Origin of the sequence: Xanthomonas sp. NCPPB 1067 (assembly GCF_020783795.1) — a bacterium.
In the GTDB taxonomy this organism is placed as follows: domain Bacteria; phylum Pseudomonadota; class Gammaproteobacteria; order Xanthomonadales; family Xanthomonadaceae; genus Xanthomonas; species Xanthomonas melonis.
Genome location: NZ_JAJGQG010000017.1, coordinates 15086 through 34030 on the forward strand (window position 1 = coordinate 15086; position 18945 = coordinate 34030).

At 68.3% G+C, this 18945-nt stretch carries 20 protein-coding genes; 12 read left to right on the forward strand and 8 right to left on the reverse strand.

All coding sequences use genetic code 11. The features are described 5' to 3' along the window. Positions 1–58: 58 nt before the first annotated feature. From nth to LL962_RS13415, 3 genes are read right to left on the reverse strand one after another with little or no spacing between them, the layout of a single operon-like run. Complete coding sequence (gene nth / locus LL962_RS13405; RefSeq protein ID WP_228317265.1) at positions 59–769, reverse strand: endonuclease III; 711 nt, start codon at positions 767–769, stop codon at positions 59–61. Then, the gene (locus LL962_RS13410) at positions 766–1146 is read right to left on the reverse strand and encodes a hypothetical protein (protein ID WP_228317267.1); all 381 of its coding nucleotides are present in this window, start codon (positions 1144–1146) and stop codon (positions 766–768) included. The genes nth and LL962_RS13410 overlap by 4 nt, the downstream gene beginning before the upstream one ends. A gap of 8 nt (positions 1147–1154) precedes the next feature. Continuing rightward, on the reverse strand, positions 1155–1937 hold the full coding sequence (locus tag LL962_RS13415) for an enoyl-CoA hydratase-related protein (protein ID WP_104587907.1): 783 nt from the start codon (positions 1935–1937) through the stop codon (positions 1155–1157). Between the two features lie 163 nt (positions 1938–2100). Between LL962_RS13415 and LL962_RS13420 the strand changes: the two genes are divergently transcribed. The 4 genes from LL962_RS13420 (at position 2101) to LL962_RS13435 (ending at position 5614) form a co-directional block, all read left to right on the forward strand. Continuing rightward, positions 2101–2799, forward strand: coding sequence for an FKBP-type peptidyl-prolyl cis-trans isomerase N-terminal domain-containing protein (locus LL962_RS13420; RefSeq protein WP_104587906.1), 699 nt, complete (start codon positions 2101–2103; stop codon positions 2797–2799). A 115-nt stretch (positions 2800–2914) separates the two neighbouring features. Then, on the forward strand, positions 2915–3712 hold the full coding sequence (locus LL962_RS13425) for a CoA pyrophosphatase (RefSeq protein WP_228317268.1): 798 nt from the start codon (positions 2915–2917) through the stop codon (positions 3710–3712). Then, the gene (locus LL962_RS13430; protein ID WP_104587904.1) at positions 3709–4581 is read left to right on the forward strand and encodes a sulfurtransferase; all 873 of its coding nucleotides are present in this window, start codon (positions 3709–3711) and stop codon (positions 4579–4581) included. Before LL962_RS13425 ends, LL962_RS13430 begins: the two co-directional genes overlap by 4 nt. 88 nt (positions 4582–4669) lie before the next feature. Continuing rightward, positions 4670–5614 carry a DUF1684 domain-containing protein gene (locus LL962_RS13435; RefSeq protein ID WP_228317323.1) on the forward strand — a complete coding sequence of 315 codons (945 nt, stop codon included), beginning with the start codon at positions 4670–4672 and terminating at the stop codon, positions 5612–5614. A 175-nt stretch (positions 5615–5789) separates the two neighbouring features. On the opposite strand, the gene LL962_RS13440 is transcribed toward LL962_RS13435, so the two are convergent. Further along, positions 5790–6365 (reverse strand): N-acetylmuramoyl-L-alanine amidase, encoded by a 576-nt coding sequence (locus LL962_RS13440; protein WP_104587903.1) that lies wholly within the window; start codon positions 6363–6365, stop codon positions 5790–5792. Between the two features lie 23 nt (positions 6366–6388). On the opposite strand from LL962_RS13440, the gene LL962_RS13445 reads away from it, so the two are divergent. The 8 genes from LL962_RS13445 (at position 6389) to LL962_RS13480 (ending at position 14342) form a co-directional block, all read left to right on the forward strand. Beyond that, positions 6389–6880 (forward strand): MOSC domain-containing protein, encoded by a 492-nt coding sequence (locus tag LL962_RS13445; protein WP_104587902.1) that lies wholly within the window; start codon positions 6389–6391, stop codon positions 6878–6880. Next, complete coding sequence (locus tag LL962_RS13450; RefSeq protein ID WP_228317270.1) at positions 6877–7404, forward strand: alpha/beta fold hydrolase; 528 nt, start codon at positions 6877–6879, stop codon at positions 7402–7404. The genes LL962_RS13445 and LL962_RS13450 overlap by 4 nt, the downstream gene beginning before the upstream one ends. Before the next feature lie 37 nt (positions 7405–7441). After that, on the forward strand, positions 7442–7948 hold the full coding sequence (locus tag LL962_RS13455; protein ID WP_228317271.1) for a GNAT family N-acetyltransferase: 507 nt from the start codon (positions 7442–7444) through the stop codon (positions 7946–7948). Between the two features lie 146 nt (positions 7949–8094). Further along, entirely contained in the window at positions 8095–9045 is a 951-nt protein-coding gene (locus LL962_RS13460; protein ID WP_104587900.1) for an SAM-dependent methyltransferase, read from the forward strand. Between the two features lie 335 nt (positions 9046–9380). Next, a complete protein-coding gene (rlmKL, locus tag LL962_RS13465; RefSeq protein ID WP_228317273.1) occupies positions 9381–11516 on the forward strand; it encodes a bifunctional 23S rRNA (guanine(2069)-N(7))-methyltransferase RlmK/23S rRNA (guanine(2445)-N(2))-methyltransferase RlmL in 2136 nt (711 codons plus the stop codon). Between the two features lie 158 nt (positions 11517–11674). Next, complete coding sequence (locus LL962_RS13470) at positions 11675–12451, forward strand: NAD kinase (RefSeq protein WP_228317274.1); 777 nt, start codon at positions 11675–11677, stop codon at positions 12449–12451. 185 nt (positions 12452–12636) lie between these two features. After that, positions 12637–13602 (forward strand): 5'-nucleotidase, encoded by a 966-nt coding sequence (locus LL962_RS13475; protein WP_228317275.1) that lies wholly within the window; start codon positions 12637–12639, stop codon positions 13600–13602. Further along, entirely contained in the window at positions 13599–14342 is a 744-nt protein-coding gene (locus tag LL962_RS13480) for a transferase (protein WP_228317277.1), read from the forward strand. Before LL962_RS13475 ends, LL962_RS13480 begins: the two co-directional genes overlap by 4 nt. Before the next feature lie 49 nt (positions 14343–14391). Here the strand turns inward: LL962_RS13480 and LL962_RS13485 are convergent, their stop codons facing one another. From LL962_RS13485 to LL962_RS13500, 4 genes are all read right to left on the reverse strand, one after another. Further along, on the reverse strand, positions 14392–14958 hold the full coding sequence (locus LL962_RS13485; RefSeq protein WP_104587896.1) for a DUF2939 domain-containing protein: 567 nt from the start codon (positions 14956–14958) through the stop codon (positions 14392–14394). Positions 14959–15226: 268 nt separating this feature from the next. Then, positions 15227–15913, reverse strand: a complete 687-nt coding sequence (locus LL962_RS13490; RefSeq protein WP_228317278.1) for a DUF2461 domain-containing protein — start codon at positions 15911–15913, stop codon at positions 15227–15229. Further along, complete coding sequence (gene sbcB / locus LL962_RS13495) at positions 15910–17355, reverse strand: exodeoxyribonuclease I (protein ID WP_228317279.1); 1446 nt, start codon at positions 17353–17355, stop codon at positions 15910–15912. The genes LL962_RS13490 and sbcB overlap by 4 nt, the downstream gene beginning before the upstream one ends. Before the next feature lie 130 nt (positions 17356–17485). Then, positions 17486–18853: an FAD-dependent oxidoreductase gene (locus LL962_RS13500; protein WP_228317280.1), complete on the reverse strand. Its 1368-nt coding sequence runs from the start codon at positions 18851–18853 to the stop codon at positions 17486–17488. Between the last annotated feature and the right edge of the window lie 92 nt (positions 18854–18945).

Below are 18945 nucleotides of genomic sequence, written 5' to 3' on the forward strand. Positions count from 1 at the left end.
GGCTTTGTCGGCGTGATGGCCTGGCGTCGGTTTGCGGGTTGGTTGTCGTGACGCCTGGTCAGCCTTTGGGTGCTCTCGGCCGTTCGGCGGGTGCGGGGGTCTTGTCGCGATAGCGGCACAGGTCGTGGATCACGCAGCCTGGGCAATCGGGTTTGCGCGCCTTGCAGACATAGCGGCCATGCAGGATCAGCCAGTGGTGCGCGTCATGCAGGAACTCGGCGGGAATGACCTTGACCAGCAGGTCTTCGACGGCGCGCACGTCCTTGCCGGGCGCCAGGCCGGTGCGGTTGGCGACGCGGAAGATGTGCGTATCCACCGCCATGGTCGGCTCGCCGAACGCGGTGTTGAGCACCACATTGGCGGTCTTGCGGCCAACGCCGGGCAGCGCTTCCAATGCGGCGCGGTCGTGCGGGACCTCGCCGCCGTACTGCTCCAGCAGGACGCGGCAGGTGGCGATGGCGTTCTTGGCCTTGGCGTTGAACAGCCCGATGGTGGAGATATAGCGCTTCAGGCCCTCTTCGCCCAGATCCAGGATGTCGCGCGGCGTGTTGGCCACCGGATACAGCTTGCGGGTGGCCTTGTTGACGCCGACATCGGTGGCCTGCGCCGACAGCAGCACCGCGATCAACAACTCGAACGGGGTGGTGTATTCCAGTTCGGTGGTGGGGTGCGGATTGAGTTCGCGCAGGCGTTCGAACATTTCCTGTATTTCGGGCTTGCGCATGCGGCCGCTGCGGCGTGCCGGAGCAAGCGAAGGCGTGGCGCTCATGTCGGGGTCTGGCCTGCCGCCCGGGCTTTGGCACGCGCCAGGATCGCTGCCGCCAACGGCGGCAGCGCGGGGGCTGCCGGTTGGCTGGGTGCCGGTGGTGGCGTACGGCGGGCATCGCGTTCTGCGGCACGCCGCTGCAGCCGCGCCGCGCGTGCGCGGTAGCGTTCGCGGGCGGCCCAGGCAACGCGCAGGCGTTGCTGCGCGGCGAGCAGCGCGGCAACCACCTGCGCGGTCGCCGGATCGCCAGCGTCGGCGTGCGGTTCGGGCCGGTAGTCCATCAAGCCAAGCGCCAGCGCGCGATCGAGATCGTCGGCCTGCACGCAGTCGAACAGTTGTAGAGGCAGCGGGCGGGGTGCGGCAGCGGTGTCGGGCAGCATGGCCGCGCTCACCGGTTGCGGAACTGCGCGGGGCGCTTTTCGATGAAGGCGCGAGTGCCTTCGCGCATGTCCTCGCTGGCGAACAGTAGCGAAAACTGCGCGGTTTCCAGCTGCAGACCTTCTTCGATGCCGCATTCGCCGCCGAACGTCACCGCGTCCAGGACGCCGCGCACGGCCAGCGGCGCGGCGGTTGCCAGGCGCTGCGCCATGGCCAGGGTCTCTTGTTGCAGGGCGTCCGGTTCCACCACGCGGTTGACCAGGCCCAGTTGCAGGGCGCGGGAGGCTTCGATGGGCGCGCCGAGCAGGCATAGCTCCAGCGCAGCAGCGCGCCCGGTCAGGCGAAGCAGGCGCTGGGTGCCGCCAAAGCCCGGGATCAGGCCGAGGTTGATTTCCGGTTGGCCCAGACGCGCGGTGGCCGCGGCGATGCGCAGATGGCAGGCCATCGCCAGCTCAAGCCCGCCACCGAGCGCAAAACCGTTGACCATGGCGATCACCGGCTTGGGCATGCGTTCGATGCGGCGCATCAACCGTTGACCGACCAGGGAGAATTCGCGTCCTTCCATTGCCGACAGCGCGCTCATTTCGGCGATATCCGCGCCCGCCACGAAGGACTTGGGGCCGGCACCGGTCAGGACCACGACCCGCACGTCATCGGCATTGGCCGCGTCTGCAAAGGCCTGGTCCAGCGCCAGCATGGTGTCGCGATTCAGGGCGTTCAGTTTGTCCGGTCGATTGACCGTAATGGTCCGGACGGTGGCGTGGTCGGCGATCAGAATGGCGTCAGTGGACATCGGGAACCTTGCGAACGTAAAAAAATAGTAAATGCGGAACTTCCGAAAGCCTTGCTGGTCCTAGCTTTCGCGACAGGTAGCGGTTCGGTATCGCGGCCGCTATCCTAGCGCGTCATCTCAGGCGGCAGACCCGTCCTGTGCCACCACCCTGGAGAATTGTTTGATGAAGTTGCGTTCTATCGCGGTCGCCGTGGCGGCCCTGGCCCTGACGGGCAATGCACTGGCCCAGGACACGACGTCCGAGAAGGGCAAGTTGAGCTACTACTTCGGTTACGACTACGGCAACAACCTTGCCGAGCTCTCCGGTCGCGGCGAGCAGCTCGACATCAACTCGGTGGTCAAGGGTCTGCAGGACGCCTACGCCAAGAAGCAGCCGGCGATCACCGCCGATCAGCTGAAGCCGGCCGTGGAAGCGTTCCAGAAGCGTGAGCAGGGCCGTGCACAGCAGGCCAAGGCCGAATACGACAAGGCCGCTGCCGCCAACAAGACCAAGAGCGACGCGTTCCTGGCCAAGAACAAGGGCACTGCGGGCGTGCAGACGCTGCCGAGCGGTGTGCAGTACCGCGTGATCGAAGCGGGCAAGGGCGCCAAGCCGACCCAGGCCAGCACGGTGCAGCTGGAAGTGGCCGGTCCGTTCCCCTTCGGCGACCGTGAGAAGGCGCGTCCGGCGCAGCAGATCCCGGCCATCAAGGTCAGCGAAGTCGAGATGCAGGCCATGCGCGACACCTTGCTGCAGATGCCGGCCGGTTCCAAGTGGGAAGTGACCCTGCCGCCGGAAAAGGCCTATGGCGCCGATCCGCGGACCCCGTTCCCGCCGAACGTGGCGGTGCAGTTCGAGATCAAGCTGGTCAGCGTCAAGTAATCGCATCCGATGGTGCAGTGACAACGCCGGCCGTGGGCCGGCGTTGTCGTTTCGATCCGTCCAACTGTTCGGGCAATGCGATGCGAAGCCACTTCGGCGAGCCCAGGAGCGGGCGATGAGCGGCACTGTTGCGGCCAACGGGCGGCTGCCCAGCCCGTGTATCGGTGTATGTTCGCTGGACACGCAGTCGCACTGCGTCGGTTGCCTGCGCAGCCTGGATGAAATCGCACGCTGGATGAGCATGAGTGAGACCGAACGCCAGGAGTTGTTGCAGACCGTGCTGCCGGCGCGCGCGCTGGTGGCAGCGCTGGCCGAACACGCGCAGCTGCAGCGTGCGCTGTACCCGCTGGACACCGCACCGGATGGACCGGGCTGGAATCACGCCGAACTGGTGGATCTGAGTGAAGGCGGCCGCCTGGCCGAGGCGGCGGTGCTGTGCGGGCTGGTGCCGCGCGCGGAAGGCACCATGGTGTTGCTGACCCGGCGCACCGACAGCCTGCGTCACCATGCCGGGCAGGTCAGCTTTCCCGGTGGGCGGATCGAGCCTTCCGATGCCGATGCGGCGGCCGCAGCGTTACGCGAGAGCTGCGAGGAGATCGCGCTGGGCGCGCAGCAGGTGCATGTCCTGGGTTATCTGGATCCATTTCTGACCGTCAGCGGATTCCGGGTGACGCCGGTGGTGGCGGTGATCGATCCCGCGTTCGTCGCAGTCCCGCAGCCCGACGAGGTGGCCGAGGTGTTCGAAGTGCCGCTGGCCTACCTGATGGAGGCGGACAACCTGCGCAGCGTGGAACTGGAGTTCCGCGGGCGGCCGCGGCGTGTGCTCGAATACGACTGGCCCGGGCAGCGCATCTGGGGCGCCACCGCCGCCATTCTTCTCAATCTCCGTCGCCGCCTGGAGCAGGTTGCATGAGTGCCGATCCGAACTGGACCACCTTGGTCGACAGCGCCGCGCTGGCGGCTGTCTTGGAACACCCGCAGTTGCGCCTGCTGGATGCGCGCGCTGCGCCGCCGACCGCACCGGATCCGGCGGCCGCACGCATCGCCTATGCGCAGGGGCATCTGCCGGGCGCCCATTACGCCGATCTGGATGGCGATCTGGCCGACCTGTCGCGCGCCGGGCAAGGGCGGCATCCGCTGCCGCATGGCGCGACCTTCGCCGGGCGTCTGGGTGCCTGGGGCATCGATCCACAGAGTCAGGTCGTGGTCTACGACGCGGGCGACGGCAGCATGGCCGCCGCGCGCGCCTGGTGGATGTTGCGGCTGATGGGCCATCGCCGCGTGGCGGTACTCGACGGTGGGCTGGCCGCCTGGCGTGCCGCCGGCTTGCCGGAGACGACGCAGCTGCCGGCAAGGCGCGATGGCCCTGCATATCCGGGCCGTTTCGACGCCGACGCGGTGGTCGATGCCGAATATCTGCTGGCACGGCTGCAGCAGCCGCCGGGTTGGCTGCTGGACGCGCGGGCGGGCGAGCGCTTTCGCGGTGAAGTGGAGCCGATCGATCCGGTCGCCGGGCACGTGCCCGGCGCGCTGAATCGTCCGCTGGGCCTGAGTCTGCGCGACGGCCGCTTCAAACCCGCCGAAGAATTGCGCGCCGAGCTGTCGGCGTTGCTGGGAGCGTATCCACCGGAGCAGGCGGTGGTGATGTGCGGATCGGGTGTGACCGCCTGCCATCTGCTGCTGGCGCTGGAAGTGGCCGGCCTTTCCGGTGCGCGTGTGTACGCGGGCTCGTGGAGCGGTTGGCTGCAGGATCCGGCGCGCCCGGTCGAAACCACGGGCTGATGCATGCACAATGGCTGCAGGAACGGTGGCCTGTGCAAGTGCGGGCTCGCTGCGCGGAGCGCAGTTTCTTGCGGTGGTGGGGACGCGCATGTGGCTGCAATGGCGAGCTTGTCTCGTGGGGGTGGCGCTGTGTTCGATGGCGGCGTGTAGTGCAGGGTCGACAGCCGAGGCCGACGGTACGCCGGAGGACCGGCTCGGCGACGCGCAATCCAGTTACCAACTGACGCTGGCGCATGCCCGCGCGCAGCGCCTGGCGCGCCTGCGTGCGCCCGAGGGCTGGCTGAGTTTCATCGGTTCGGGCCGTGTGCAGGTGGGCCGACACCGGGTGGGCAGCGATGCAGACAGCGATATCGTGCTGCCGGTCGGGCCGACGCAACTGGGGCAGCTGACCCTGGATGCGCAAGGCCATGCGCGATTCGAGGTGGCACAAGGCGCTGCGGTGACGGTCAACGGCCAGCCGGTGCAGGTCGCGGAGCTGCGGCCGGAGCGTGCCGGGCAGCGGGGCGATCGCCTGGAAATGGAAGGGAGGCAGTTCTTTCTGGTGCAGACCGGCCACGCATTCGGCTGGCGGTTGCGGGATCCGGCGGCGCCAGGATTGAGCCAGTTCGAGGGGCTGGAGTACTTTCCCACCGATCCGCGCTGGCGCGTGCGGGCGCACTGGCAAGCCTACGATCCCGCGCGCACCGCGACGCTGCTGACGTCGATCGGGACCACGCTGACGGTGCAGGTGCCGGGCGAGGCGGTATTCGCACGCGACGGCCGGCATTACCGCCTGCAGCCGATCGCGCAGGATGGCGGCGGTCTGGTGTTCCTGTTCGCCGACCGCACCAGCGGCAAGGAGAGCTACGGCGGCGCGCGCTATCTGGTCACCGCGTTGCCGCACGATGGCCAGGTGGTGCTCGACTTCAACCTGGCCGAAAACCCGCCCTGCGCCTTCACGCCGCATGCGGTCTGTCCCATCGCGCCGTTGCAGAATCGCCTGGCGGTTGCGGTGAATGCGGGCGAAACCCTCTATCGCCCCGCCGATCCCTGAGCCGGCGCAGGCGTGGCGCCGATTTCTGGGTCGATCGCAGCGATGGCATTGCAGCGCGCCCGGCCGCGTCAGCGCATCGGCCGGAGTGGTGCAATGGATCGATCGCCAGCGTGATGGGCGGCACGCGCGCGCAGCCGTGCCTGGCTTTGGACAGACCTGTGCGTTTGGGCGCCGCTCAGCGCAGGCGGTGCGACCAGGCAACCGCCGCTTCGATCCGTGCCCATGGGAACAGCGGGCCGGGGTCGAGCTTGCGCCGGATCTTGCAGGCCGGATCGTCGCTGGCCGCTTCGAGGGTGGTGTCCAGCTCCTGGTGGCCGGCAATGCGGCGTACCGAAGGAAGCTGTTGTTGCAACCACTGCAGCAGCGTGACGAGTGCGGCGATCTGCGCATCCGGGTAGGGCTCGTGCATCGTCTGATGGCGCGAATCCAGCCAGTGCGGATAGCGGCCGCTGTTGACCAGTTCGATGCCCAGCGTATGCGGGTTGTGGCCGCGGACATGGTGCGCGACGCGGTCCAGCGCGACGTATTGCTGGATGCTGCCGTTGCGGTCGATGTAGTAATGCCCGCTGTTGCCGGTGCCGCTGTCGTACAGCACGCGCTCGCCGTAGTCGCGCGCCATCGCCATGTCCGGCAGTTCCGTGCAGTGGATGACCACCATGTCGATCTGGCCGAGCGCGCGGCGGGCCAGGCGCGATTCGTAAGGCAACGGCGCGTAGGTGATCGGCGGCGACGGCAGGGCGGCATCGGACATGAAGCGGATGCTAGCATTGCCCGATGGCTTTGAATCCCGACAGCCCGCTGGGCAAATTGATGGCGACGCTGCCGCAAACCGGTCAGGTGACCTGGATCGGCGTGCGCCCTGCGCGCGATGCGCGCATGCTGGAGGTGGATGCGGTGCAGGCCACCGCCGGTCTCGGTCTGGTGGGCGATCGCTACCAGGGCGGCAGTGGCAAGCGTGGAGTCACCCTGATCCAGGCCGAGCATCTGCCGGTGATCGCGTCACTGGCCGGGCATGCGGCGATCGCGCCGGCCACCCTGCGCCGCAATCTGGTGGTGGGCGGCATCCCGTTGATTGCCTTGAAGGGGCGGCGGTTCCGGATCGGCGATGTCGAACTGGAAGGCACCGAACCGTGCGACCCCTGCTCGCGCATGGAAGAGGCGCTGGGCGCGGGGGGCTATAACGCGATGCGCGGGCACGGCGGCCTGTGCGCGCGCATCCTGCGCGGCGGCGTGCTGCGTCTGGGCGATGCGGTGCAGGCGCTATGAGTCGCGGTCACTGCATTCTGGCGCACGGGTTCGAAAGCGGCCCGGCGGCACGCAAGGTCAGCGCACTGGCCGAGGTGGCCGAGCGCCTGGGCTGGACCCACGAGCGCCCGGATTTCACCGACCTGGACGCGCAGCGCGACATCAGCCGGCTCGGCGATGTGCAGGGTCGGCTGCAACGCCTGCTGCAGATCGCACACGCCGCTGCCGACAAGGGGCCGCTGGTGCTGGTCGGTTCCAGTCTGGGCGCGTACATCGCCGCGCAGGTGTCGCTGCAGGTGCCGGTGAGGGGCCTGTTCCTGATGGTGCCGCCGACGACCATGGGCCCGCTGCCGGCGCTGGACGCCGCGCAGGTGCCGATCTCGATCGTGCATGCCTGGCGCGATGCGCTGATTCCCGCGGCGGACGTGATCGCCTGGGCACAGGCGCGGTGTGCGCGGCTGCTGCTGGTCGACGACGAACACGATCTGGCCGCGCACGTGGACGTGTCCGCGTGCGCGTTCGCCGAATTGTTGGGCAGCCTGTGATGCGCGCGCACACGTGCCTGCCGCGCGGCCAATGACGATGGATGTGCTGATACGCGAGGCCACCGCAGGCGATGCGGCCGCCATCGAGATCCTGACCATGGTGGCGTTCATGCGCGAGCCGCAAAGCCGCCACGACGCGCACCAGGTGATCGCCGCACTGCGCGAAGACGGCGCGCTGGCGCTGTCGCTGGTGGCCGATCACGAGGGCTACGTGGTCGGGCATGTGGCGGTGTCGCCGGTGTCGCTGTCGGACGAGGCGTCCGGTTGGTATGCACTGGGTCCGCTGGCAGTGGGGCCAGGGCATCAACGGCAGGGCCTGGGCACGCGGCTGGCGCAGGCCGCGCTGGCCACGCTGCGCGAGCGCGGCGCGGCAGGCTGCGTGGCGTTGGGCGCGCCGGCCTTCTTCCAGCGCTTGGGATTCGCGGTCGAACCCGGCCTGACATTGCCCGGCGCGGTCGTCCCCGAGCTGCAGGCGCTGGCATTCGGCGACCGCCTGCTGCCGTTGGCCGACGTCGCCTATCACCCGGCATTCGGACTGGGCTGAGCCGTGTGCATGGCTGCCCGGCGCCTTGCCTCGGCCTGCGGTCGCGTTCGTTCGCCGGCAGACTGCATCGCTCTGGTCACCGTCGCGGCCAGCGTCAGCCGTCACCATGGTCGATGGACCGCGATCAACGCTTGACGAGGTGAACGATGCAACACGAGACGCAACCGGTGTCGCCGCAGGCGCGCCTGATTTCGCACGCGGGCGATCTGCCGCGGGACGATGCGACCCTGCTCGCCTCGATCAAGGCGCGGCTTGGCCAGGACCCGGCACGGTCCGCGGCCGAGGTGGAGCGCCTGCTGCAGTTGCTCGATGCGCTATGGGAGGTGGAGCTGGGCCGGTTCCTGCTCCGCAACCGCGGGCTGGATGCGTCCTGGACCCATCGCCTGGTGACGCACCCACCAGGCAGCCTGGCGCGCGAGGCCACGCCGGCACTGGAATACGCCCTGTTCGAGACACTCCCGGCCGTGCTCGCCACGCGCGAGCGGTTCGGTATCTTCCGTGCGCAATTGCAGGCCCTGCTGCGGCCTGGCATGACGCTGGCTTCGGTGCCTTGCGGCTGGATGGGCGACGTGCTGAGCCTGGACTACCGGCAGTGTCCGGAGGTGCAGTTGCTCGGCATCGACCTGGATCCGCAGGCGCTGGAAGGTGCGTTGAAACTGGCGCGCCAGTACGGGCTGGAGGGGCGGCTGTCGCTACGGCTGGAAGACGCCTGGACGCAGGGCGATGCCGACAGCGTGGACGTGCTGACCAGTAACGGACTCAATCTCTACGAGCCGGACGACGCGCGCGTGATCGCCCTGTATCGCGCGTTCTTCCACAGGTTGCGGCCCGGCGGCACGCTGCTGACCAGTTTCCTGACTCCTCCTCCGAGCCTGTGCGCGCACTCGCCATGGCAGATGACGCTGATCGACCCGGCGGCGCTGGCATTGCAGAGCCAGATCTTCGTCGATATCGTGCAGGCACGCTGGGCATCGTTCCGCACGCACGCGCAAACGCGCGGGCAACTGGAGAGCGCCGGCTTTGCCGACATCCGTTTCATCGACGATCGCGCCAGCCTCTTTCCCACCGTTATCGCACACAAGCCCGCCAAGGCCTGAGAGGCGGTCACTGGCCGGTACGCCCGCGGCAGTGGCGGCGTTCGGCGGTGCCGCTGCCAGGTCCGGGCGATCCGGTCATCGCGGCAATTGGTGGGCGTTGCAGGCAGTCCCGGGCACTGAGCGGCGTGCGCTGGTGGCGCTGGCATCGGGGAAGACTGGCATCGTGGTGAACCGTGCAGGGGGGCGTCTGGCCGACGGGCTGGTAATGCTGGCTCCGATGGCCGACCATTTGCGCCCGTCCACGGCGGCCACGGCCCAGCTCCTGCGGGCGCCGGCCCGTTGTCCTGTTCCCACGCTCGCCGCCGCGGCCAGCGTCTTTATCGATACCTGCCCACGTGAAATTCTTCGCATCCTGCGCCAAAGGCCTGGAATACCTGCTTGCCGACGAGCTGCTGACGCTGGGCGCCAGCAAGGCCACCGCCACCATTTCCGGCGTCAACGTCGAAGGCCAGTTGCGCGATGCGCAGCGCGCGGTGCTGTGGTCGCGCCTGGCCAGCCGGGTGCTGTGGCCCCTGACCGAATTCGACTGCCCGGATCAGGACGCGCTGTATGCCGGCGTTGCCGCGCTGCCATGGCATGAGCATCTGGCGGTGGGGCACACCCTGTCGGTGGATGCGCACGTCTCCGGCACTGCCATCACGCATGCCCGCTACGCGGCGCAGCGCATCAAGGATGCAGTGGTCGACAGCATGCGCCGGCAGGGCCTGGAACGCCCGTCGGTGGACGTGGACAGCCCGGACCTGCGTTTGAACCTGTCGCTGCGCAAGGGCCGCGCCACCATTTCGGTGGACCTGGGCGGTGGTCCATTGCATCGGCGCGGCTGGCGCATGGCGCAGAACGAGGCGCCGTTGAAGGAAAACCTGGCTGCGGCGGTGTTGCTGCGCGCCGGATGGCCGCGCGTGTATGCCGATGGCGGCGGCCTGCTGGACCCGATGTGCGGCAGCGGCACGCTGCTGATCGAAGGGGCGCTGATGGCCGCCGACGTGGCGCCCGGCCTGCAGCGTTATGGCAGCGACGTGCCCAGCCGCTGGCGCGGTTTCGACCGCGAGGGCTGGCAGCAACTGGTCGGCGAGGCGCGCGAACGCGACAGCCTGGGCCGCGCTGCACTCAGGCAGGTGATCCACGGTAGCGACATGGATCCGCATGCGATCCGTGCTGCCAGGGAAAATGCGCAGGTCGCCGGCGTGGCCGAGGCGATCTGGTTCGGCGTGCGCGAGGTGGGTGATCTGCAGACGCCGCCGCAGGCCACCGGCGCGGTGGTGTGCAATCCGCCCTACGACGAACGCCTGGCCGCCGATGCGGCGTTGTATCGCCGGCTCGGCGACACCTTGCAGCGGGTCGTGCCGCAGTGGCGCGCCAGTCTGCTGTGCGGCAATGCCGAGCTGGCCTATGCCACCGGCCTGCGCGCGGGCAAGAAATACCAGGTGTTCAATGGTGCGATCGAGTGCGCCCTGATCGTCTGCGACCCGATCGCAGTGCCGCGACGCACCCCGCTGGCGGCACCGACCGCGCTCAGCGACGGCGCGCAGATGGTGGCCAACCGCCTGCGCAAGAATCTGCAGAAACTCAAGAAGTGGCGTGCCCGCGAAGGCATCGAATGTTTCCGCGCCTATGACGCCGACCTGCCGGAGTACTCGGCCGCCATCGACGTGTATCAGCAGGCCGATGGCGACCGGCGCAGCTTCCTGCATGTGCAGGAGTACGCCGCGCCGGCGACGATTCCCGAAGCCGATGTCCGCCGCCGTCTCAACGAATTGCTCGCCGCTGCGCGCGAGGTCTTCGAGGTCCCGGCCGAGCGCGTGGCGCTGAAGTCGCGCGAGCGCGGCAAGGGCGGCAGCAAGTACGGCCGTTTCGAGCAGCGCAACGAGTTCATCCACGTGCGCGAACATGGCGCGTTGCTGCGGGTGAACCTGTTCGACCATCTGGATACCGGGCTGTTCCTGGATCACCGTCCGTTGCGCGGGACCATGGCGCAGCAATGCAGGGGGCGGCGTTTCCTCAACCTGTTCTGCTACACCGGCGTCGCCAGCGTGGAAGCGGCGGTGGCCGGGGCCAGCGCCACCACCAGCGTGGATCTGTCCGGCACCTACCTGCAGTGGTGCGCCGACAACCTGGCCTTGAACGGGCTGAGCGGCGCACGCCACACGCTGGTGCAGGCCGATGCGCTGGCCTGGCTGGAAGCCGAACGTGCGCATTACGACGTTGTGTTCTGCGATCCGCCGACCTTCTCCAATTCGGCGCGCGCGGACGACTTCGATATCCAGCGCGAGCACGTGCGTCTACTACGTGCGGCGGTGGCACGGCTGGCGCCCGGTGGCGTGCTGTATTTCTCCAACAATTTCCGCCGTTTCAAACTGGACGAGGTGGCGGTGGCCGAGTTCGCGCAGTGCGAGGAGATCAGCCCACGCACCATCGATCCGGATTTCGAGCGGAATGCACGCATCCATCGTGCCTGGCGGTTGACGGCGTGAGTTGAGGCCGGCTGCCGGGACGGCATGACGCGTAGCGCTGGCGAGGTGGGCGTGCGTTGCCGCGACGCAGGCGCGTTCACCCAGGCGAGGGCGGAGCGCAGCGCAGTGAGCCCATGACGGCGCTGCGGTATGCTGGCTCGCATGTACTGGAGTCGACGATGACCGCACCACCCCGTATCGCCTTCCTGGCCAGCCCCACCGAGCCTGCGATGAACGCGCGCGCCCGCCTGGTGCAGCGCTATGGCGACCATCCGCTGGAGATGGCCGATGTGGTCTGCGCGCTGGGTGGGGACGGCTTCATGCTGCAGACCCTGCATCGCCACGGCGCCGCCGACAAGCCGGTGTTCGGCATGAAGCTGGGGTCGGTGGGATTTCTGATGAACCAGTACCGCGATGGCGAGGACGATCTGCTGGCGCGCCTGCAACGTGCCGAGCCGGCCCATTTGCGGCCGCTGGAAATGCTGGTGCAGACCGAGTCCGGCACCAGCGCCGGCTCGCTGGCCTACAACGAGGTGTCGCTGTTGCGGCAGACCCGGCAGGCCGCGCATCTGAGCGTGGATCTCAACGGCCAGACCCGCATCGCCGAACTGATCGGCGACGGCGTGATGGTGGCCACGCCTGCCGGCAGTACGGCCTACAACTACTCCGCGCACGGGCCGATCCTGCCACTGGGGTCGCATACGCTGGCGCTGACCCCGATCGCGCCATACCGCCCGCGGCGCTGGCGCGGCGCCATCCTCAAGGCCGATACGGAAGTACGCTTCCGCGTGCTCGATCCCTATAAGCGCCCGGTCAGCGTCACCGCCGATTCGCATGAGATTCGCGATGTGGTGGAAGTGACCATTCGCGAATCCAGCGAGCGCCGCGTGACCCTGCTGTTCGACCCGGAGCACAACCTGGAAGAGCGCATCTTCAGCGAGCAGTTTGCGGTTTGACGGCGGGGATTCGGGAGTGGGGATTCGGGATTGATCATGACAACGGCACGGCACGCGATGCCGTCTGCCTGCGGTCGCGCCGACGCGTTAGCATGCGGCGCGGGTCGTGCAACGCCTGATTTCCCGTTCCCGATCGCCGCGCCAGACCAATCCCGAATCCCCAATCACCAATCCCGGCCTTTCCAATGCCCGACAACTCCCCCAGGTTATTGACCGTCGCAGTGACCTCGCGCGCGCTGTTCGATCTCGAGGAAGGCCATGCCTTGTTCGAGGCCAGCGGGGTGGAGGCGTATTCGGCATTCCAGCGCGAGCACGAAGACGACATCCTGCAGCCGGGTGTGGCCTTTCCGGTGGTGCGCAAGTTGCTGGCGCTCAACCACGATGCGCCGGAAGAAACCCCGCGCGTGGAAGTGATCCTGCTGTCGCGCAATTCGGCCGATACCGGCCTGCGCATCTTCAACTCGATCCAGCACTACAACCTGGGTATCGTGCGCGCCACGTTCACCTCGGGCGAGCCGACCTGGCCGTACGTGAAGCCGTTCGGCACCGACCTGTTCCTGTCCGCCAATCCGGAATCGGTGCGCCGCGCGCTGGCCCACGGCATCGCTGCGGCGACCATCATGCCGCGCGCACCCGGCGAGCGCGCCGAGGCCGCGGCTGCGATCGCCGACAACGACGAAAGCCGCCTGTCCACGCAGCTACGTATCGCCTTCGACGGCGATGCGGTGATCTTCGGTGACGAGAGCGAACGTATCTCGCGTGAGCAGGGCGTGGAGGCGTTCGGGCGGCACGAGCGCGAGCGTGCGCGCGAACCGCTGTCGGTCGGGCCATTCCGCAACTTCCTGTCGGCGCTGCATACCCTGCAGGCCGCGTTTCCGCCCGGCGAAGCGTCGCCGATCCGGACTGCCCTGGTCACCGCGCGCTCGGCGCCGGCGCACGAACGGGTGATCCGCACCCTGCGCGAATGGGGAGTGCGCCTGGACGAGGCGCTGTTCCTCGGCGGACGGCACAAGGGCCCGTTCCTGCAGGCGTTTGGCGCAGACATCTTCTTCGACGACTCCCAGCACAACATCGACAGCGCACGCCAGCATCAGCACGTGGCGGCCGGACATGTGCCGCACGGGGTGGCCAACGACCCGCCGCAGGCATGAGCGGGGGGCCACGGCCGCCGGCGCGTGCCGGGCTGCTGCGCACCTGGCGCAAGCTCGAACTGTCCTTCAGCGACGACACGGTGCAGACCCGCATGTCGCGCTGGGCACCGCATCGGCTGGTGTTGCCGTACACGCGCAGCATGTTGGCAGCGCTGTGGCTGCAGCCACGCCCGGCATGCATCGGATTGATCGGCGTAGGCGGCGGTGCGCAGCTGAAGTTCTGCCACCGCTACCTGCCCAGCACACGCATCGAGGCGGTGGAAGCCGATGCGCAGGTGCTGGCGTTGCGCGATGCATTCGTGCTGCCGCGCGACGACGCGCGGCTGGAGATCACGCTGGGCGATGGGGCGCAGTGGATCGCCAGCCGCGCCGGGCGCTACGACCTGTTGCTGCTGGACGCCTACGACGCCGACGGCATTCCGCCGGCGCTGTGTACGCCGGAGTTCTACGCACAGTGCCGGGCCGCGCTGCGCCCAGGCGGGGTGCTGGCATTCAATCTGTACGATGTGCCGATCGCCGAGCATCTGGGGCAGCTGCGCACGCTCTTCGACGGCCTGGTGCTGGTCTTGCCCGAGCCTGATCTGCGCAACCAGATCGCGTTCGCCTGGACCAGACGAGGGACGCCGGCACCGCTGGAGCAGGCGCTGGCGCCGTTGCCGTGGATGGCGCGTCGCCAGCTGCGCCCGTCGATGCGGCGGCTGCAGGCGGCCTGGCAGGAACGGGCCTGGCGGTTTTCATAACCGGCGCGCCGCCGCCACAGCGCGGCACGTGCAGCCGCTGCGCCGCGCACTACGGTGTGGGCGCCGTTGCCGTATCGGTCAGCGGCAGCCGGATATCGGTCAGCCGCCAGCGCAGGCCCTGGCGGGTCAGCACGAACACCACCGGCGCGCCGGCCGCGGTCTGCGTGGTGGCGGTGAAGCGGCGGATGGATTCGAAGCGCTGGTTGGCGTCCTGCAGCGGGCGCGCCGGTGCGGCCGCGGCATAGGTGTCGGCACTGACGGTGTCGCCGGTCACGCGATTCCACACGTGATGGCCCTGCAGCACGGCGCCGATGCCCAGCGGCGTGACCAGGGTATCCACGCCCGCACCGCCGATGCCGCTGGCCAGTTGCAGGGCGAAGCCGCCGAACAGGCTCGATTGCAGGCCGCTGCCGGCCTGACGCACCAGATAATCGTCCAGCTGCGCCTTCAGGTTGACGCGCAGGCTGGGAAAATCCACGTAGCGCTCCAACCGCGCGGCATCGCGCTCGGCGATGGCCTGGCTGATGCCGCGGATGGCCAGATACGGCCCAGCGATCACGTAGCCGGCCAGCAGTACCACCGTTGCCAACGGCAACAGCCACCAACGCTTCTTCATCGTTCGCACCCGGTTGCCGTGTGGGAGGTGTCGGCGCGCAGCCGGCCGATGCAGGCGTGGAGTGAATCGCGCAGGCGATCCCGCGTCACCGCGAACGCCAGCTCGCGCCCGGGTGCGAGCCTGCGGGAGGACGTGGGGCTGGCTACCGACTTTTCGCCCGGCACTCGAGCAGCCGCGGGATGCCGGTAGCCGCGCCACGGGGCGCGATGGGCGTTGCCGATGACGCGTGGCAACTGCAGGCCTGCGACGGCTTGCCTCGCCTGCCGCATCAGAATTCCAGATCCAGCGCCGCGCACAGGTAATCGACGAACGGGGCCAGGATGACCAGGTCCGCCTCGATGGTCTGGCGCAGGCGCGGCCCGGTCATGATGCTGTCGTCCAGATGGCGCAGGTAGGCCCAGTTGCGGTGCTTGAGATCGTCGATGAACTCGAAGTCGTTGGGAAAACCACGCGGTGCGCGCACCAGTTTTTCGCTGTCGTCCAACGCGAACTTGCGGCGCAGCGTGGGGCTGTGCGCGGCGGCCTTCCAGCTGCCGGGATTGTCGAAGATGAACTGGCGCAACTTGCGCTGGGTGTCCGGCTCGGGATGCCAGAGACCTGCGCCGACAAAGCTCTCGCCCGGTTGCAGATGGAGATAGAACGACGGCGCCGGCACCTGCCGCCGGCGCGCATGGAACAGGCGCGCGCCCTGCCAGGTCTTGTACGGCGATTTGTCGTTGGAAAAGCGTGCGTCGCGGTAGATGCGGAACAGCGAGCCGCCCTGGGTCTTGGGATCGGCGCGATAGTGTTCGCTCACCTGCGCAAGCGCCGGCTGCAGATCGGTGATCAGCTGCAGGAATGGCTGACGCACATGGGCTTCGTACTGATGCCGGTGGTCGTTGAACCAGGTCTTGTCGTTGTGGCGGGCCAGGGCGCGCAGGAACTTGAAACTGGCGTCGGAAAAATAGGTGGTCATAGCGTGCGTTGGAGATCCGAGCCCCAGGCGGCGAGCTGGTCGAGCAGGGCTTGCTTGGTAGCATCGTCGGGGTGAGCAAGCCGTAAATCCGCGATCTGCGCGTGGTACTGCTCCAGGGTGAGTTCGCCCAGGCCACGGTCGTCGAGCAGGCGCTGGCGGCGGTAGGCATTCCAGCGATCGAGTTCTGCGATCGACAGCGTGTGCGGCCAGTTGCGCGCGCGATAGCGGAACAGCAGCTCGATCAGGCGCGGATCGCGAAACCGCGTTTCCAGTGCGCCCAGTTCGGCCGGTGCGCTGGCGCGCACCTGGCTCAGCAGGCGCTTGTCGCCTTCGGCAAGGAAACCGTCATAGAGCGAGGCGTCGGCGTCGTTACCCGCCGCATCGGCGCTGCGCTCGCCCGCATACACCTGGCGCACCTTCTCGGCCAGGGTCGGGCCGAGTGCGCGCAGGCGCTCGGCCTTGGCCAGTACCGCCGCCCGGTCCACGCCCAGGCGCTGCAGATCGGCCTCGCGCAGATGCTGCCAGGCGACCAGTGCCGGCGACTTGTTCAGATGCACTTCCTTCAGCGGGATGCGTTGCTCGCCCTCGGGCAGATCGGCAGCGCGGATGTACAGGCGCTCGGCGATCTGATCCGGGCTCAGCCGCAGCAGCACCTCCGGATCGCCTTCCAGATCGAACACGATCACCCGGCTGTCGATGCGCGGATGCCGGGTCAGCGGCAACACTACCGCCGCGCACAGGCGCGAGGCGGGATAGCGCTGGGAAATGTGCAGCACCGGCTGCATGGCGATCACATCCAGCAGGGTGGCGGCAAAGCGCTTGTCGCGCAGGCGCAATGCGTAGTCCCATAGTTTCGGCTGGTGCTGCTGAAATTTGCGCGCCATGCCGATGGTGGCGTATACGTCGGACAGCGCTTCATGCGCGTCTCCCTCGCGCACGTCGTTGGCGTCGGCCAGGTGTTCCAGCTTGAACGAGGTGGCGCCATCCTCGCGCTGTGGCCAGACGATGCCGTCGGGGCGCAATGCATGCACCAGACGCAGCACATCCAGCAGGTCCCAGCGCGAATTGCCGCTGCGCCACTCGCGTTCGTACGGGTCGTAGAAATTGCGGAACAGGCCGCAGCGCACGAATTCGTCGTCGAAGCGGATCGAGTTGTAGCCCAGCGTGCAGGTCTGCGGGCGGCTCATCTGCTCGGCGATCCGTGCGAACGCTTCGGCCTCGTTCACACCTTCGCGCAGCGCGTGCTGCGGGGTGATGCCGGTGACCATGGTGGCGTAGGGCGAGGGCAGCAGATCGTCGGCAGGCTGCACGAAGAAGCTGATCGGTTCTTCGATCACGCGCAGCTGCGCATCGGTGCGCACGGCGGCGAACTGCGCAATGCGGGTGCGGCGTGGGTCCTGGCCGAAGGTTTCCAGGTCGTAGAAGAGAAAGCTCTCAGGCATGCGGTGGCGACATCCGGATCCGCGGCGCACGGCGTATGCGCCGCCAGTGGCCGCTAGTATCCCTCATCGCCGGGTCCGCACGCTGAGGCGCGGCTGTGCGGCCGCGCGCGACACGCTGCAGGCGCCTGTTTCAGTGCGCGCCCTCCAGCGGCTCCAGGCGCGCATGCACCACCGTTTCCAGCGCGGCCCAATCGATCCGCGACAGGTCGCGATGCCCGCGCGTGGCATCGACCAGGATCTGCCGCTGGATCTCGCTGCGCGCCAGCGCGATCGAATAGCGCGTGCGCAGAAAGGTGACCATGGTGTAGTGCGGCACGAAACGGGTGGGCCAGCGCGCCTGCAGTTGCTGTTCGAGTTCGCGTTGCAGCAGGAAGTCGGCATCGCCCACGCGGTCGCGCATTTCCAGATAGTTCTCCAGCGCCATCTGCTGGATCGCCGCGGCATCGTCGCGGCGTGCGGCCTCGAATGCGGCGAACGCGCTGCCGATGTCGTCGTGCGCATCCATCTGCTCGGCCAATGCCACGCAGTCTTCGAATGCGCAGTTCATGCCCTGGCCGTGGAAGGGCACCATCGCATGCGCGGCGTCGCCGATCAGCAGCGCACGGCTGTCCAGGTGCCAGCGCTCCAGGGTCAGGGTGCCGAGCAGGCCGGGCGGATGTTCTTCCCAGTGTTCTTCCAGCTGCGGAATCAGCGGCAGCGCGTCGGGAAAATCGCGGGCGAACAGGGCGTGGGCTTCTTCGCCGGTGCGGGTGGTGGCGAAACTGGGGTCGCCGGCGTTGGGCAGGAACAGGGTCACGGTGAAGGTGCCGCCGTCGTTGGGCAGCGCGATGCACATGTAGCGCCCGCGCGGCCAGATGTGCAGCGCATTGCGCTCGATGCGGAAGCCGCCATCGGGCAACGGCGGAATTTCCAGTTCCTTGTACGAATGATCGAGAAATTCGATGCGCTCGCCCAGCGGCGATTTGCGCTGCATCGCCGCGCGCAGTGCCGAGCCGGCCCCGTCGCTGCCGATCAGGCTCTGGAAGTGGATCTCGTGCGGCTGGTCGTCGCGGTCGTCGATGAAGCGCGCGTAGCCGGCATCGAAGTCCACCGTGTGCAGGCGGCGATGGAAGTGCACGCGTGCGCCGGCCTGTTCGGCCAGCTCCAGCAGCGCAACGTTCAATGCGGCGCGGTGGATGGACCAGATCACCTCGCTGTCGTCGCGGCCGTAACGCTGCAGCTGCGGCTCTGCGCCGATCGGGTGCACCATGCGTCCGCGCATCATCACCGCCTTGGCCATCACCGCCTCTTCGGCACCGGCCTGGCGCAGTGCGTGGCGGCCGCGTTCGGCCAGTGCGAGGTTGATCGAGCGGCCGGACTCGTAACCCTTGATGCGCGGGTCGCCACGGCGCTCGTACATGGTGATCTGCCAGCCGCGGCGCGACAGCAGGATGGCCAGCAGGCAACCGGCCAGGCCGGCGCCGATCAGGGTCAGGGAGCGGGGGGAAACTGGGCTCAATGCAATGTCCGGCAGCAGCCGGACGCAGCGCCGGCGAAAAGGGGGAAGACAACGGCTGGCAATGACGGCCGCCCTGGCATCAGCCGTGGGCG